16 protein-coding genes are annotated in these 16,305 nt (G+C 62.7%); 4 read left to right on the forward strand and 12 right to left on the reverse strand.

The genetic code is table 11. The annotated features are described in order from the left end of the window. Positions 1-34 precede the first annotated feature (34 nt). From QMA15_RS00910 to QMA15_RS00945, 8 genes are all read right to left on the reverse strand, one after another. The gene (locus QMA15_RS00910; RefSeq protein WP_279163593.1) at positions 35-838 is read right to left on the reverse strand and encodes a TIM barrel protein; all 804 of its coding nucleotides are present in this window, start codon (positions 836-838) and stop codon (positions 35-37) included. Beyond that, positions 835-2,562 (reverse strand): FAD-dependent oxidoreductase, encoded by a 1,728-nt coding sequence (locus QMA15_RS00915; protein WP_133727971.1) that lies wholly within the window; start codon positions 2,560-2,562, stop codon positions 835-837. The genes QMA15_RS00910 and QMA15_RS00915 overlap by 4 nt, the downstream gene beginning before the upstream one ends. Then, positions 2,559-3,653 carry a Gfo/Idh/MocA family oxidoreductase gene (locus QMA15_RS00920; RefSeq protein ID WP_133727970.1) on the reverse strand — a complete coding sequence of 365 codons (1,095 nt, stop codon included), beginning with the start codon at positions 3,651-3,653 and terminating at the stop codon, positions 2,559-2,561. The genes QMA15_RS00915 and QMA15_RS00920 overlap by 4 nt, the downstream gene beginning before the upstream one ends. Then, positions 3,653-4,477, reverse strand: coding sequence for an aldo/keto reductase (locus tag QMA15_RS00925; RefSeq protein WP_133727969.1), 825 nt, complete (start codon positions 4,475-4,477; stop codon positions 3,653-3,655). The genes QMA15_RS00920 and QMA15_RS00925 overlap by 1 nt, the downstream gene beginning before the upstream one ends. Beyond that, a complete protein-coding gene (locus tag QMA15_RS00930; RefSeq protein WP_279163595.1) occupies positions 4,474-6,426 on the reverse strand; it encodes an FAD-dependent oxidoreductase in 1,953 nt (650 codons plus the stop codon). Before QMA15_RS00930 ends, QMA15_RS00925 begins: the two co-directional genes overlap by 4 nt. 44 nt (positions 6,427-6,470) lie before the next feature. After that, positions 6,471-7,352, reverse strand: coding sequence for a shikimate dehydrogenase (locus QMA15_RS00935; protein WP_290283560.1), 882 nt, complete (start codon positions 7,350-7,352; stop codon positions 6,471-6,473). 63 nt (positions 7,353-7,415) lie between these two features. After that, the gene (locus QMA15_RS00940) at positions 7,416-8,792 is read right to left on the reverse strand and encodes an MFS transporter (protein WP_020908842.1); all 1,377 of its coding nucleotides are present in this window, start codon (positions 8,790-8,792) and stop codon (positions 7,416-7,418) included. A 139-nt stretch (positions 8,793-8,931) separates the two neighbouring features. After that, on the reverse strand, positions 8,932-9,849 hold the full coding sequence (locus tag QMA15_RS00945) for a LysR family transcriptional regulator (RefSeq protein WP_020970528.1): 918 nt from the start codon (positions 9,847-9,849) through the stop codon (positions 8,932-8,934). Between the two features lie 134 nt (positions 9,850-9,983). Between QMA15_RS00945 and QMA15_RS00950 the strand changes: the two genes are divergently transcribed. Then, the gene (locus QMA15_RS00950) at positions 9,984-10,676 is read left to right on the forward strand and encodes an SDR family NAD(P)-dependent oxidoreductase (protein ID WP_279163691.1); all 693 of its coding nucleotides are present in this window, start codon (positions 9,984-9,986) and stop codon (positions 10,674-10,676) included. Positions 10,677-10,698: 22 nt separating this feature from the next. On the opposite strand, the gene QMA15_RS00955 is transcribed toward QMA15_RS00950, so the two are convergent. Beyond that, positions 10,699-11,472: a hypothetical protein gene (locus QMA15_RS00955; RefSeq protein WP_019744985.1), complete on the reverse strand. Its 774-nt coding sequence runs from the start codon at positions 11,470-11,472 to the stop codon at positions 10,699-10,701. 105 nt (positions 11,473-11,577) lie between these two features. Between QMA15_RS00955 and QMA15_RS00960 the strand changes: the two genes are divergently transcribed. Then, a complete protein-coding gene (locus QMA15_RS00960) occupies positions 11,578-12,405 on the forward strand; it encodes a crotonase/enoyl-CoA hydratase family protein (RefSeq protein WP_019744984.1) in 828 nt (275 codons plus the stop codon). Next, the gene (locus QMA15_RS00965; protein ID WP_279163597.1) at positions 12,402-13,940 is read left to right on the forward strand and encodes an AMP-binding protein; all 1,539 of its coding nucleotides are present in this window, start codon (positions 12,402-12,404) and stop codon (positions 13,938-13,940) included. The genes QMA15_RS00960 and QMA15_RS00965 overlap by 4 nt, the downstream gene beginning before the upstream one ends. Here the strand turns inward: QMA15_RS00965 and QMA15_RS00970 are convergent. After that, the gene (locus QMA15_RS00970) at positions 13,933-14,565 is read right to left on the reverse strand and encodes an alpha-ketoglutarate-dependent dioxygenase AlkB (protein WP_029256052.1); all 633 of its coding nucleotides are present in this window, start codon (positions 14,563-14,565) and stop codon (positions 13,933-13,935) included. The two genes, QMA15_RS00965 and QMA15_RS00970, sit on opposite strands and share 8 nt — an antisense overlap. Positions 14,566-14,712: 147 nt before the next feature. On the opposite strand from QMA15_RS00970, the gene QMA15_RS00975 reads away from it, so the two are divergent. Further along, complete coding sequence (locus QMA15_RS00975) at positions 14,713-15,129, forward strand: hypothetical protein (RefSeq protein ID WP_003940106.1); 417 nt, start codon at positions 14,713-14,715, stop codon at positions 15,127-15,129. A 94-nt stretch (positions 15,130-15,223) separates the two neighbouring features. Here QMA15_RS00975 and QMA15_RS00980 read toward each other — a convergent pair whose 3' ends face one another. Beyond that, on the reverse strand, positions 15,224-15,451 hold the full coding sequence (locus tag QMA15_RS00980; RefSeq protein ID WP_020970523.1) for a hypothetical protein: 228 nt from the start codon (positions 15,449-15,451) through the stop codon (positions 15,224-15,226). Positions 15,452-15,642: 191 nt separating this feature from the next. Next, complete coding sequence (locus QMA15_RS00985) at positions 15,643-16,227, reverse strand: hypothetical protein (protein WP_256063208.1); 585 nt, start codon at positions 16,225-16,227, stop codon at positions 15,643-15,645. Between the last annotated feature and the right edge of the window lie 78 nt (positions 16,228-16,305).

Here is a 16,305-nt window from a genome sequence, read left to right on the forward strand (position 1 = left end):
GAGTGCCTGGACTCGCTAAACGCGCACAGGGCCGCTAGGCCAACACTGCTCGCGTGGCCTCGACCAGGCGCTTCAGCCAGGCGTCCGTGCCGACGGCCTGACGCAGCGGCTCGTTGGGCAATTCGATGCTGACCGGCAGTCCGGAAGGCAGGGTCGACCAGATGTCGGCCAGGGCGATGCCGCCGGTGCCTGGCACCAGACGCTCCTCTCGGGCGTGACGGATCAGCTCTGCGTCCTCCGTGGGAAAAGGGATCGAACCGTCACACATCTGGGCGTAGTGAAGCCACTCGCGCGGGATGGACGCAAGATCCTCCAGTGTGGTCGCCGAGCGGTCGGTGTGGAGTGCGTCGACCAGGACACTACGAGCCGGACCGTCTGCCGCCGAGACGATCTCGATGGCAGCACGCGCATCGGGCACCGCAGTCCACGGCATGAATTCGAGCGAGGCGACGATGCCGTAGTTCGCGCACAGTTCAGCGAGGCGGGCATAGGAGTCCGTGAGCCGAGCGCGGTCGCGATCGTCGCCGCCCACCAGAACGGCTTTGGCTCCGAGCTGTGCACCCGCTTCGAGAAGCGGAACATAGTCGGCGGGGTCGAAGTCGGCTGCAAGGCGGATGATTTCGAGGTCGAATACCTCAACGGGTGAATCGCCTAGTCGACGCACCAATTCGTTCAACCCCTGCTTGTCCTCGTGCAGCGGGTAGGCCGTCGTACCTGGTGCCGCGGGCATCAGGCGGATGCCGATGGTGTCGAAGCCGTGCTTTTCGGCCAAGTCGACGTGCTGCATCGGTGCGGTATCGAGCACTGTGAGGGCTGCCAGTCCGAGTGAGAGTGTCATGCGTGCGCTCCAACTGTCTTGGCTCCGGCCAGTTCCCGACCTGCCAGATAACCGAACGTCATAGCCGGGCCGAGGTTGATGCCGCCGGACGGGTAGTGCCCGCCCATCACGCTGGCCTGATCGACGCCGACGGCGAGCAATCCCTCGATGGGGCGGTCGTTGTCGTCGAGCACATGCGACGACGAGTCGGTGACAAGCCCGGCGAAGGTACCGAAACTGCCCGGCACCACCTTCACCGCGTAGTACGGACCCTTCTGTAAAGGAGCGAGCGACGGGTTCGGCCAGGGGTTGGCGGTATCGCCGGAACCCCGGTTGAACGGTGTTGTACCGCGACCGAACTCGGGGTCTTCACCGGCCACGGCCCCGACATTGAATGCCTCGATTGTCTTCTCCAACTGCGTCGGATCAGCGCCGATCTTCTCTGCCAGTTCGCGAACGGTGCGACCACGTGTGAGGTATCCCGAGCGCAGGTACGGCTGGATCGGGATCGGCAGGGGCTTGGCCATGCCCAGCGGGAGGTAGCGCACATACTGCTGATCGGCGATCAACCACGAGCACACTTCTTCGCCCTCAGGAACCTGCTCGACCATCGCGAGTGTGTAGTCGTGGTAGCCGAGTGCCTCGTTGACAAAACGCTTGCCGTTCGCGAGAACTCCGATGACACCGGGCTTTCCGCGGTCGAGGATGTGCGGGAACACCCCTTCCTTGCCGTTGCGATAACGAACGATGGAGACGGGGCAGTACGCGACGGGGGAGGCAAGAGTGCGGTCGAGGCGACCACCCACGGATTCGCCGAGGGTGATGCCGTCGCCGGTGGTTGTCTTCGGAGTGAGTGACCAGTGCTCGTTTCCGGTGGGGGTACGGGGGAACAGTTCACGTCGGCGGTCGATGTCCTGGGCGAAGCCGCCGGTGGCCAGTACGACGCCGCGCGTGGCAGTTACCGAGTACGCACCATCCGGACCTTCGAGGCGGACACCGACAACGCGACCGTCATCGTCAGTCTGCAGCGATGTTGCCGACGTTTTCACCCGAATCTCGACGCCGAGATCGAGCGCTGAGCGAAGCATCATGCCGACAAGCGCAGTGCCGTTGACGAGTTGCTGGCCACGACGCTTGGTGGCGAGATCGAACATGTGCTTTGTCACGCGAACGCCACAGTGCACAAATGCTTTCGGCGATCGAGTCGAGTGCAGGAATGCCTGCAGGTCAGGGCCGGCCATGATGCCCATTCCGAGGAATGACGTCTCGTACAACTGTCGACGGAGCAGCGCCGCGACGTCGGGTCCGAGCTTTCGCAAGCTCACCGGTTTCGGTCCGACGGAACGATGACCCGTGCCGGCTCCCGGTGTGTCGCCGTGAATGTCGGCGATCTTGGCTCCGGGAACGAACTTCAGTGCAGTCTTGCGTTCGAAGAACTCGACCATCTCCGGTGCGCCGTCGAGGAGTGCATCCACCTTGGCAGCGTCGAAGTTGTCGCCGAGTCGGTTCTCCAGATATGTCCGCGGCGCCGAACGATCCTCCACAACCCCGTCGGCGATGGCAAATATGTTGCGCGGGGTCCACATCCACCCGCCCGACCAGGCCGTTGCGCCGCCGCAGGTGTCGGCCTTCTCGACAACGAGTACCGACGCGCCGCCATGTGCTGCGGCAATTGCTGTGGAAAGCCCGCCTGCGCCGGAGCCCACGACAACTACGTCGTAGGTGAGGGGGGTACTGCTACTCATTTCTGCTCCTTGGCAGTTGTTGCGAGGGTCGGTGTCGATGTCAGATCGACAACCTTCCCGGTTCGTGACGATTCGTAGATTGCGGCGATGATGGCAAGTGACGCGCGGGCGTCTCGTCCGGTGACGGCGGGTTCGCGCCCGGTCAGGACCGCGTCGGCGAAGTCCTGAACCTGCAGGGTGTGGAAGTCGGTCAGTGACGCATTGACCGCTCCCACATCGAGATTGGCGTCGATGTCGGCAGAGTACGGCGACTGGAACTCCACTTCGCCGGGCACGGTCCAGATTTCGTTGACACCCTCGTGCCCTTCAGGAAATTCGAGGACGCTGGCGATGGCACCGGTGCGCCCGATCACTGTCACGCGGTTGCCCAGATTGTGATTGGCACCGGTAGTCGCGGTGACGGTGGCGGTGCCGCCCGAAGCAAAGGAAATTACAGCTGACGTACTGTCCTCGGTCTCGATGTGCTCACCGTGGGTGTGGGTGCGTATGAAGCCGCTGACCGAGACGGCCTCGCCCATGAACCAGGCCAGCATGTCGATCTGGTGCACCGCCTGCGTCATGAGCACGCCACCGCCGTCGGTGTCCCAGCGTCCGCGCCACGCGTCGGCCGAGTAGTAACTCGACGGGCGGTGCAGGATCACCGACGCCTCGCCGAGCGTGGGCAGTCCGATCCGGCCGTCGTCGATGGCGTCCCGGATCCGACGCGCGGCCGGCCAGAAGCGACGTTGGAAGAGCACCCCGAACGTGATACCGGCGCGGTCGGCGGCCTCGATCATGCGGTCGGCGGCAGCAACATCGACCGCGATGGGCTTCTCGCACAACACATGTACACCCGCTTCGGCAGCGGCCACGACTACCTCTTCATGTACCGGGTGCGGCGTGCAGACGGTGCAGGCGTCGAGTCCGAGGGCAAGAAGTTGCTCCACTGAACTCACGGCTGCGGGAATGCCGTGCGCTGCCGCGAACTCCTGGGCGCGTCCGAGATCGGGATCGCAGCAGCCGATTAACTCGACGCCGGGGACTTGTTGCAGGGCTCGGGCATGGTTGCCGGCGATCTTGCCGCAGCCGACGATTCCGACTTTCAATGTCATCAGAAATGTTCCTCTGCTTCGACGTCCCGCGCCGCAGACTCGCCGCGGTCGAGACTGTTCAGTGCTTCGATGTCCTCGCCGGAGAGGGTCACATCGAGTGCTGCCAGGTTCTCGGCCTGACGCGTCGGGTTCGCTGATCGCGCGACCGGAACCACACCCTGCGCGACGTGCCACGCGAGGACCACTTGAGCTGGTGTGCAACCGTTTCGACCGGCGATCTCCCCGACCACGGCGTTGTCGAGCACATCACCCCGGCCGAGCGGGCTCCACGACTGCGTGAAGATTCCGAGTTCGTCGTTGGCGCGGCGCACCGGAATTCGCGCGAGCGACGGGTCCATCTGAATCTGGTTGACTGCCGGTGCCTCGCCGGTTTCGGCGACGACGCGGCGCACGTGGTGCTCCAGAAAGTTCGACACACCCACGTACCGAACCAGTCCGGCATCGCGGCAGGCCAGCATCGCCTCGAACGACGCAACGTAACGATCGATTCGCGGGAGCGGCCAGTGGATCAGGAACAGATCGAGTTGATCCAGTCCCAGTCGTTCCAGGCTCTGCTCGAGCGCTCCCCGGATGTCACCGGAAACCTGGTCGTTTCCACGAAGTTTGGTGGTGACAAACAGTTCTTCTCGCGGTAGGCCCGACTCCGCCAACGCTACGCCGACGGCGTCCTCGTTGCCGTAGATCGCGGCGGTGTCGATGAGGCGGTACCCGGCCTCGATGCCGGAGAGAACCGACTTCGTGGCGTCGGCACCGACCAGTGGCCAGGTTCCGAGTCCGATGGGTGGCAACGCAGTTGCCACCGGTGCGGCTGTGTGTGCGCTCATGCGTGAACCTCCTGACGGGCCGCAGCGGCGGCTGTGATGGCGACGGCAACGTCGGCTGCGGTCACGAGTGCGGCATGGATGGATCCGCCGTCACCGCTCGCGTCTCCGACGGTATGGACCCCGAGTCGTGGTGCCAGTGAACGGAGTTCGGTCAGAAGCTCCGAGCGCGGCTCGACGCCCTGTGAGATCAGCAGCTCGCCGGGGGCGTCGACTTCGCTCAGTACACCGCCTGTCGAGATCGTGACCGACTTAGCGTCGACCTTCGTGACGATCGAGCTCAGGTAGGTCGTGAGGTTCTCACTTGCGGCTAGGCGCGGCAGCAGCACAATCTTGCCGCGTCGGCCGACGTCGTGTGCGATGGTTTCCTGCGGCCCGATCATGACGACCTGGGTGCCCTTCTGGAGCAGATCGTCGGCAACAGCGGCAGCCTCGCGGTCGGCGCCGAAAATGGTGATTGCTTCGGGGGCAGGATCTCCGGAGGCGAGGAACTCGCGGACATCACGGACGGTACGGGTTGCTGCTCCGGGGAGGTCAGTCACGGGACCGTGCCCACCGGCAGCAAGGACGATCGCGTCGAAGTCACTGTTTGCGAGCAATGCTGCGTCAGCTCTGGTCGAAGTGTGGCACTGCACCCCGAGTTCGGCCAGTTCCGCGAGGTACCAGTCCACGATCCGCCCGTATTCGGGATATTCGTGCAGCTTCGATGCCAGAGCGAAGTCGCCACCGAGACTGGGGCGTTCGTCGTACAGGTCGACGCGATGACCGGCAATTGCGAGGTCGCGGGCAGCGGCCATTCCGGACGGACCGGCACCGATTACGGCGACGCGTACGGTGGCATCAGCCGGCTTCGTGGGCTGATCCAGTTCACGTCCGACCCACGGGTTGACGGAACAGGGAATGGGGCCGGCGGCCAGGCTGTCGATGCAGTAGTTGCAGGCGATGCAGGGGCGGTAGCGGCCACCGTCGACAGCGCGATTCGGAAAGTCCGGGTCGGCGTGCAACGTACGGGCCATGCTGACGAAGTTCGCCTGACCGGATTCGATGATCTGCGCGGCGATCTCCGGCGACGTGATGCGTCCGGCCACACCCACCGGGATGTCGAAGTCGCGCTGGTACTGCTCGGAGTACGGTGCGAGGAGTCCGCGGGACCATTCACCGGGCTGGATGATCCACTGTCCCGCTTCGTAGTTGCCGGCCGAGACGTCGAGAAAATCGAGTCGGTCAGTGTCGATGGCGTCGATGCGAGAGCGGGTCGTCTCGGCGTCGAGTCCGCCGTCAATGCCTTCGAAGGCTGAGAATCGAAGTCCCAGAGTGATTCCCGGAGCATGCTCGTGGACGGAGGCGATGACCTTGTTGACGAACAAGGTGGGGTCGGCCCACTCGTCGTCGCGGTGATTGTAAGCAGGGGAGAGGAACTGGTGGATCAAGTACCCGTGGCCACCGTGCAGGGAGATGACGTCGACGCCGGCCTGCTGGCAGCGCGCCGCAGCTTCACCGAAGCATTCGATGATGTGCTCGATGTCGTCGCCGTCGAGTTGTTCTGGCATTTCGCCGCCGACAACCAAACACGGAATCGGTGTCGGGGCAACGGGAACAAATCCACTGACCGACCCCTGCGCCGTGCGTCCACCGTGGTTGAGTTCGACTCCGACGAGGGCGCCGTGAGCGTGGATCGCGTCGGCCATCTTCTTGATGCCGGGAATCCGTTCGTCGACGTCGACGCCCATCTGCCGGATGCGTCCCTTGCCGTCGGCACGCACGTAGCTCGCTTCGGTGAAGATCAGTGCAGCACCACCTTCGGCGCGGCGGGCGAGGTACGCGATGTACTCGTCCGTCATGGTGCCGTCGACTTCGCAGTAGTTGCGTTCCATCGGGGCGGACACGAACCGGTTCCGGAGGCGGACGCTGCCCATGTCGAGAGGTTCGGCGAAAGGCGCAGTCACATTCATCAGTGCTCCTGGTACTTCGCGAGAAAGTAGGTGTTCGGTTGTGCTCATGCGCATGCCGTCTCGGAGAGCAGCTCGCTCAGATGGCTGCGCATGCGATCCGTATCGGCTTCGACACCGGTCAGGAGTGTGAAGGTGTCAGAGGCTTGAGCTACCAGCATCTGCCCACCGTCGAGAACCGCGCATCCGAGAGCAGCTGCAGCGTCGAGCAATTCGGTGTGCATAGGTCGATAAACGATGTCAGCGACCCACAATCCGGAATGCAACGCCGCAGGGTCGAAGGGAGTTCCGGGGTGACCCACCATGCCGATCGGAGATGCATTGACGACGCCGTCGCACGTCGTCAGGTTGACGGAGATCTCACCGATCGCCAAAGCCGTTGTGCGCGTGCCAGGGAAGGCCGAGGTGACGCGAGAACACACATCGGCAGCGCGATCGGGATCAATATCTGCGATGCGAAGATCCGTGGTGCCGGCGGCGGCGAGTGCGTATGCCACAGCGGAACCCGCCCCTCCTGCCCCGGCAAGCACCACTCGGTCCAAGGCGGCGTCGGGCAAACCGCGCTGCAGTGCTGTGAGGAATCCGCTGTGGTCAGTGTTGTGGCCGATCAAACGGCCGTTGTCGACCACAACCGTGTTGACGGCACCGAGCAACCGCGCGTTGTCGGACAGCTCGTCGAGCGCGTCCACGACAACCTGCTTGCACGGGTGGGTGATGTTCAGTCCGGTGAAATCGCCCGCGACGGCGCCACGCACCACCTCACCGGTTTTCTCGACCGAGATGTTCAGGTTCGCGAGATCGATCAGTTCGTAGCTGTAATCGTCGAGTCCGAGTGCTGCTGCTTCGTGTGCGTGCAACGCGGGCGAGAGTGAGGTGGCGATACCCGACCCGACAAGGCCGATACGGTGACGTGTGTATTCGGTAGTCATGACATTCTCCTGCATAAGTGGGGACGGCCCCTCGCGGCAATTCATCGCGAGGGGCCGGTCCGGTCAAGCGTTGTTGCTGGTGAGCTCTGAGTCCTGCTTGATCGGCAGGCTCGGCTTCGGTTGGCCCAGTTCTGCTGTGGGCGTGCGGTACGTTTCCGGTCCGGTCATTGCCGCGATGGCGGAGATGACGGCGAAGCCCAGGCACATCCATGCAACCGGTGTCCAGTTGCTCTTGTCTCCGGCCGAGATCGCCTGGGCGATAGCCGGCGTGAAGCCGGCAACAAGGAGTCCGAGCATGAGGCTGACGGCCATTCCGGTGTATCGGACCTTCGCGGGGAACTGCTCCGGGAAGTATGCCGGGTACGTGCCGTTGGGCATCGCGTAGAAGATTCCGATCATGACGATTCCCGAAGCGAAGACCATGGGGACGCTTTGGGTTCCGATCGAATGGAAGAACACGAAGATCATCAGGCCGGCTCCGATGGCGCCGACGACGAAGATGGGCTTACGTCCGTAGCGATCCGAGAGAATGCCGAACAGCGGCTGAGTCAGTACGGCAACAAAATTGGCGGTCGCGATGGCCCACAGCATCGTGGAGCGTTCGAAGCCGGATTCGACGGCGTACGCCAGGGCGAAGACGTTGACGATGGTGTTGATCATCGCGAAGGTCGAGCTCATGCTGATACGGATCACGGTGCGCCAGTGCGAGCGGAACATCTCGACGACGGGAATTCCGGCCGTCTCGTCCTGTTCCTTGAGTTCCTCGAATACCTCGGGCTCATCCAGGGCGCGACGTAGCCACAGCGCGACGACGGTCACGATGATGCTGAGCCAGAAGGGAACTCGCCAACCCCACGAGTAGAGGTCTTCGTCGGGCAGGCTGGCCACTGGGATGAATACCAGGCTGGAGACGACGATGCCGAACATGATCCCGCTCATGGTGAACGAGGTGAAGAACGAACGACGGTGATCAGGTGCGTGTTCGAGAGTCAGTGCCGAAGAGCCGGGTGATTCACCGCCGGCAGAGAGCCCTTGAAGAAGGCGAAGCAAGACGAGAATGATCGGCGCGGCGATGCCGATCTGGTCGTAGGTCGGCAGGCAACCGACGATGACCGTCGCAACACCCATGAGGAGCAGGCAGGCGAGAAGCGCGTTCTTGCGTCCGTACCGATCGCCGAGGTGTCCCCACAGCACTGCGCCGAGTGGGCGGGCGACGTAGGCCACGCCCAGGGTGCTGATCGAGAGGAGCGTTGCCGTCGAGCCGCCGCCAGGAAAGAAGATCTTGGGGAACACGAGCGCGGCTGCGGAGCCGTAGATGAAGAAGTCGTAGTACTCGAGGGTGCTGCCGAGGAAGCCCGAAACGGCGGCGCGACGCGCATTCGAATTCGGGTGCTCCGCAGTGGAGTGCGTGGAACCGGTGGAGTTGATCGGTGGTGCCATGTGAAGTCCTTTCGTCCCGATGGGCCGGCCGTGGCGGCACGTTTGGTGATGCACCACGCATCGGTGACGTCCCTCACCTTTCGGCGGCTGAGACGACAGTGCCACGAAGGACTATGGCGCGTCCAACACTAAATGAGTCTCAGATAATGACGTTTTTGGTCTCAATCTCCGGCGTCGGCAGAATCTCCTCGGACGTCTCCAGTGCGACGGCGAGTGCATCGGTCATATGCCGGGGTGACCAGGCAATTCCGTGATTCATGAACGTCGGCTCGCCGGTGAGTGGGACGAACACACTGCCAGGTGGGGTGATAGCAGCCATGCCGGACGTCATCAGCGCTACACCGACGCCGGCGGCAACGAGCATCAGGATCATGTACGGATCGGTGATTTCCTGAACCACGCGAGGCCTGAAGTCTGCGTTCATGCAGGCGCGCATCGCGGTTTCCTGGAGGGCGGAGCCGGCTGAGAGCGGGGTGGTCACGAATCCGTCGTCGGCCAATTCGCGGAGATCGATCGCGTCCCTCTCGGCAAGGGGATGGTCGATCGGAAGTACGGCGCCGAACGCCTCCCGTCGGATCAGCCGGGTAGACAGTGATGCGGATTCCACCGGTAGTCCGACGAAGGCGAGGTCGAGGGCGCCGCTCTCGAGTTGAATGACCGCGTCGCGCGTCATGATCCGGCCGAGGAGTGTCAGTTCGACTTCCGGATAGCGCTGACGCAACGCGCGGGTGAGCGGCGGAAGTGCTTGATAGTTGAGCACTCCGGTGAACCCGATCGTGACTCGTCCGTAGACGCCTCCCGACGACGCACGCGTAGCGTGTCGTGCCGTCTCCATGTTCTCGATGACGCGATAGGCGTGGGGGAGAAAGGCATGTCCGCCGGACGTGAGTGCGACGCTGCGAGTGCTGCGTTCGAACAACTTGACGCCGATGTCCTTTTCGAGCTTTCGGATCATCTGGCTGAGCGGCGACTGAGCCATCTGGAGCCGTGATGCGGCCCGCCCGAAGTGAAGTTCTTCCGCAACCGCGACAAACGCGTGCAACCAGCGGGTTTCCATCGGCTAGGCCTCCAGGTATTTGACGTCGACAACAAACGCCATATATTCAGAATTTCTACACAGTGTGACGGCAATTATGCCTGTATGCAACATAAATTGAGTGCGTAGCGCACAGAAACTCGGGAGTGAAGATGATGCAGGGCTATCCAGAGGGCGTCACCGCGCTCGTTACCGGCGGTGCGAGCGGAATCGGCGCCGCCAGTGCAAAGATGTTGACGGAGAAGGGAGTTCGGGTGGTAACGACAGATCTTGCCGAAGGCGCGGACGAACAACTCGACGTGAGTGATCCGACAGCAGTCGATGCGCTTCGAACCAGACTCGGCAGAATCGACATCTTGATCAACAGTGCGGGAATCGTAGGACCATCAGCGCCACTCGTCGACGTCGACCTCGCGGCTTGGCGGCGTACGTTCCGCATCAACGTCGAAGGGACATTCCTGATGTGCCGGGCGTTCGTGCCGGGGATGGTTGCGTCCGGGTGGGGGCGGGTCGTCAATCTCGCGAGTATTGCGGCCAAGGACGGAAACCCGAATCAGAGTGCATATTCCGCGTCCAAAGCGGCAGTCGTCGCGCTGACGAAGTCGCTCGGCAAAGAGGTCGCCACCACCGGTGTGCTGGTCAACGCGATTGCTCCCGCGGCCGTGGAAAGTCCTATGAATGCCGGCACCGATCCGGCCATCCTCGCCCGCTCGCAGTCTTTGACGCCGATGGCGCGGATGGGGCGGGCCGACGAAATCGCCGAATTGATCTCCTGGCTGTCGTCGTCGGCGGTGAGTTACTCGACGGGTGCTGTGTACGACGCCAGCGGTGGCCGCGCAACGTACTGAATTACCTTCTGGAAGAAGTCGATCAGAACTGGAGCAGTGACTGCCACAGTTCGCGAGATGCGTCCTGGTACTCGAGCATGTGCGAGATCAGTTCACGTAGTGGCTGCGTCGGTTCGAGTTCTTCCGGAAGGAGCGGATTGCGCACGATGACCGCGATCACCGCGCTGCCCAAGGCAAGTGATTCACGGGCAGCCTCCTCGCGACTGATTGTCGCCAGGCGTGTTTGCGCCTGTGTGAGTGCTTCACGGGCCTCGGCGATGTCGACCAACAGTGCTTCCGAGTTCCAGAGTGTGCGGATTGTCGAATCATCCTCGGGGGCAAGGTGAGCGATTTCCATGACAGCCGATTCGGGGGCGGCGCCGAGTCGGCGGAGAGTGCGGCGGGCGCTGTCCGTGCCGCCGAGCAGATTGTTCGGGCGGACGGCGAGTGTGGGCTTCCACTCCTCGTAGCCCGCCAGGCGCAGCGCCTGATCGTGTCTTCGGGCGGCAGTGCGGTCGCTTCGTTTGAGCGCTGAGTGCTCGACGGCTATCCACGTGCCGTCCCAGGGGCGTATGCGATCGGTACGAGTTCGCCACCCCTCGACCTCGCTGTAGGTGGGGATGCCGTCCGGGTTGAGGACGTACGTTCCACGAGCGGTGCGACGCAGTTTGTTCTCGCGGCACAGGCGGCCCGTTGCCACGCGAACGCTCGATGCGCTGACACCGACGATCTCGCCGGCCCGGGTCAGCACTGCAGTGCTGAACTCGGTGTCCGGACTCGCCGTTGCGAGGTCCAGCACAACTCGGGTTGCGGACATTCCTCGATCAGTTTGTAACAACTTTTGAACAACTCCTGACAAATTCTGTTACAAGTGGCATGGTGGGTACCGGGAAACCTTATCCGCGAGCAGTGAGGAAATATCGTGACCGACTCCGATCGACCAGGTGGCGATGTCTATGTGGAGCGTGACGGTGGCGTCACCGTCATCGTGATGAATCGCCCTGATCGCAAGAATGCGGTGGACGGGCCGATGGCGGCGCAGTTGCGTGATGCCTTCCTGGAGTTCGAATCGGACGAGAGTCAGAAGGTGGCGATTCTGTGGGGCGCGGGCGGCACATTTTGTGCCGGTGCGGATTTGACCGCAGTCTCCGACCCCGCCCGCGTGCACGAGTTGCATCCGGAAGGCGGCGGCACCGGCCCGATGGGGCCGAGTCGGTTGGTGTTGTCCAAGCCATTGATCGCCGCCGTCAGCGGATACGCGGTTGCAGGAGGGCTCGAGCTTTCATTGCTCGCGGACCTGAGGATCTGCGAGGAGGATTCCGTCTTCGGAGTCTTCTGCCGGCGCTGGGGAGTTCCTCTCATCGATGGTGGGACCGTGCGACTGCCGCGAATCGTCGGGCAGGGGCGAGCGCTCGACATGATCTTGACCGGTCGCCCGGTCGACGCTCCGGAGGCGCTGGCCTTCGGACTGGCCAATCGTGTTGTTCCAGTGGGGCAGTCACTCCAGGCAGCCAAGGAGCTTGCGCACCAGTTGTCCGCTTTCCCTCAACTCTGCATGCTCGCGGATCGCGCGTCGGCCTACCGATCTTTTGATCTACCACTTGCCGAAGCACTGCGGGCCGAGGGCGTCGCGGGAAATCCCATTGTCATCGCTGAAGGTGTGCGCGGCGCTGCTGCGTTCGCCGCGGGCGCCGGCCGGCACGGCCGGTTCGAGAACAACCCGAATTCGAACGAGGAAACTGAACCATGATGCCCATAACCAGAGACCTGATCGCCCGTGGTGCGCGACAGCACGGATCGCGAACAGCCGTCGTTTTCGGCGATCGATCGATGACGTTCACGGAAGTGGACGAACTCAGCAGCCGATTGGCGCACACATTCATCGCCCTCGGTATCGGGCGTGGTGCACGGGTTGCATTGCTGGTCAACAACTCTCTTGCCAGCGTCCCCGTCGATTTTGCCTGTGTCAAAGCCGGCATCAACAGGGTTCCGCTCAACTCGCGTCTCTCGCTCGACGAGCACGCGAGAATGCTCGAGGACACCGACACCTCGTACGTCGTCTTCGGTAGTGACCTCGCCGACCGCGCCGCTGAACTGTCCGCCAGGTTCCCCGAACGTACGTTCATCGGGCTGGAAACAGGTTCGGCGCGGCAGCGTTCGCTGCTCGACCAAGCACAGAGCATGCCTTCGGACACACCGGACGTCGAGTTAGCTCCCGACGATGTGATCCTGACGCTGTTCACCTCCGGGACCACGGGAACATTGAAGGCCGCGCAGCACACTCAGCGCAGCTACGCCGGCATCTGCCGCAATGTTCTGCTCAATCTGCTTCCGGCGACTCAGGACGATACGATGCTGCACGCGGCATCACTGATTCATGCCAGCGGTGTCTTCGTGCTTCCGTTCTGGCTGCGTGGCGGCAAGACCGTCATCCTTCCCGGATTCGACCCGTCGACTTTCTTGGACTCGATAACCGAGCATCGGGCTACGGCAATCAATCTGGTGCCGACGATGATTCAGATGCTCCTCGAACGCCCTGATTTTGCGAGCGCAGACATCTCGAGTCTGAAATCCGTGATCTACGGTGCGTCGCCGATGCCGCTGGCCACCATCGAACGTGCAATGCAGGCGTGGGGGCAACACCGTTTTCTCCAGTACTACGGGCAGACCGAGGCACCGCTGTGTATCGCAGTCCTACGGCCCGAAGATCACACGGAAGATCGCCTGCTGTCCTGTGGTCAGCCCGCCATCGACGTCGAGATCAGGCTGCTCGACGGCGAGGGAAACGAAGTGCCCCAGGGAGAACCGGGTGAAATCGTGATCCGCTCGCCATCGGCGATCGCCGGATACTTCAATGCACCGGAACTGAATGCGGACACCTTCACCGAAGACGGCTGGGTTCACACCCGTGACATCGGTCAGTTCGACGCCGAAGGATTCTTGTTCTTGAAGGACCGAGCTTCGGACATGATCATCAGCGGCGGATACAACGTCTACCCCCGTGAAGTCGAGGATGCACTCCTGACGCATCTGTCTGTCCGTGAGGTCGCCGTGGTGGGTACCGCCGACGCCAAGTGGGTGGAGGCGGTCACGGCTGTGGTGGTACTCGAGGACGGGACCGTCGAAAACGACGCACTGCAAGCATCATTGGTCGCGCACGTCGGCGAACGACTGGCGTCGTACAAGAAACCGCGTCGGGTTGTTTTCGCAGAATCCATACCGAAGACGGCCGTCGGCAAGCTCAATCGGAAGGCGCTGCGAGACGAACTCCGCGACGCTATCTAACTCCGCGAGTGCGGAATTGAACGCTGATTCTCGGCCCGAGGGCCCGCGCACTCTTCGGGACACAGTGTTCCCACGTGCGTTGGCAGGATCCGCCCATGACGAGTAAATCTCCGTGTCCGAGATTGAAGCGGATGGATTCGCCGCCCCCACGAGGGCGCAATAGGAGCGGGCGAGCCGCACCGAGAGACAGGATGGCCACCATCGTGTCCTCGGTGCGACTTCGTCCCGTATCGTCCCCGTGCCAGGCAACGCTGTCGGAACCGTCGCGATAGAAACACAGACCCGACGTGGCGAATGGTTCACCGAGTTCGTCGAAGTAGTGACTGCTCAGCGCGTCTTTGGCTTCGGTGAGAAGCGCGTCCGGCAGTGGTTGATTCTCTGCGTAGAAACACACCAGACGAGGGACGTCGACAACGCGGTCGTACATCTGACGCCGTTCGGAACGCCACGGCACCGTAGCCTCCAGATTGTCGAACACGGCCTCCGATCCGGTCAGCCAGGCCGGGCGATGGTCGACCCATGCGCCGGCGGTGAGAATACGTCGCTGCACCGTGCCGTCGAGATCGGCCAAAGAAACGCCGAGGTCACCGTTGTCGAACAGAGACGGTTGCATCGTGGCGGTCATAAGCTCCACCGTACACCGAAATCGAACATATGTTCCCATGAATTTTGATTGCAGTGCTGGACGGCTGTTCATCCTTGCTGGGTGATGTCCGTCGGCGTGAACCTTTGAATACTGTTCTCACGCTATTTCGCCGAAGAAGGGGACGTCATGACTGCTCCGCACCAATCTCATGCGAACCATCCTGTCCGACAAGGCTTTGCCATCGGGACCACGGTGGCGGCAGCCTGCCTGCTCTTCGTCGCGGGAATCGTCGCGTTGCTCCAGGGCATCGCGGCTCTCGCAGACAACGACCTGCTGATCGTCGGAGTCAACTACACCTTCGAATTCGATGTCACGACATGGGGTTGGATCCACATCGTGCTCGGAATCATCGGCATCGCGGTGTCGCTGGGATTGTTCGTCGGCATGACGTGGGCCCGCGGCATGGCCTTCGTGATCGCGGCGCTCTCGATCGTGGCGAATTTCCTGTGGATGCCGTACTACCCGCTGTGGTCGATCGTGATCATCGCCCTCGACGTCGCCGTGATCTGGGCCGTCGCGACCTGGCGACCTGACGAGGTGTGATCCTCTGACCGAAGTGAGTGGTTCACCTGCGACAGGTGAACCACTCACTTCGCTGTGTCCGGGCCTCCACGGTCGGCCTCATCCCTACACGGCGTCAGCGCCGTTTCGGTGACTCGCGATCCTGGTTCTCGCGCGGACGCATGTCCTTCGTCGATCGGTGTGGGAAGCCGTGGATCATCGAGCAAGAGATCCAGCAGATCACCACCGTTGCGATTCCGAGTCCGATCGACGCGAATGGTTCCTGCGTGGCCAGCCAGACGCTCAGTCCGATTGCCGTCCCGACGATCAGAATCAGGATGGTGTCGAGTCGTGTCGTTTGCATCGAAATCATCGCCTGGCACAGATTGTTTTCGGCGGCCCGCTGGTTTTGGCGGCCCGCCACCCGGCGAGTGACAGCCGGGGGCAGACCTTGCGCGGCTGACCCCTCGCTCTGGAAATCGCCGCCGCAAGTGATCAATACCCGCGAAATTCGTCTGCGAAACTATTGGCAGGCAGAACAGGACCTTTGGCCGGTCAGATCGATTCCGCGCGGTTGGCCGCCTCGATGAATCGGGACCAGAACGGTACGCGGACGCTAATGGGAGAGAGTGTCTTTCGGCCCTGTCCGAGGGGGAACTCATTGGCGAGATATTCGAGGAGGTTTGCCCCGTAGTAGACGATATCGGTCTGCCACACGGAGATCACCGGCGATCCCGAGGGGGAGGGTGCGGCGGGCGTGAAGCGGTGTCCGAAGATCGGGACAAGGCGCGGCCACGCTCCGATCTGTTGACGCACGATTGTGGTGACGTCCTCGGGTGAGGCGGGCATTCTGCCCCACGATGCCGGCCAGAACGGTGGTTGTTGATGCAGTGCATCCCAGATGAAACCTTCGGTGACTGTATCTAGCCAAGTACCCAACTCGAGGTCGTCGGCGCTACGCCAGTTCGGCCAACGGTCGCCAAGTGGTAACGCAGTGGCAAGAAGGCTGCGGTGGTCTGGGTTGAAGTGAAATCCAAAGCGTTCGTGGACGGAATCGAACTCTGCGTCGGTCAGGCCCTCGCTGAGTTCGATCCCGGCCCCGTTGAGCCGTGCCGCTGCCTCGCGCCCGACGTGCTTCATTTCAGGAGTCTTGCAGATGCTACGTCCAGAACGGCAACGATGCTCTGGTCGATCACCGCACAATCGCCCGGCCGGCCT

Source organism: Rhodococcus sp. APC 3903 (genome assembly GCF_030407755.1).
Lineage (GTDB): Bacteria > Actinomycetota > Actinomycetes > Mycobacteriales > Mycobacteriaceae > Rhodococcus_F > Rhodococcus_F erythropolis.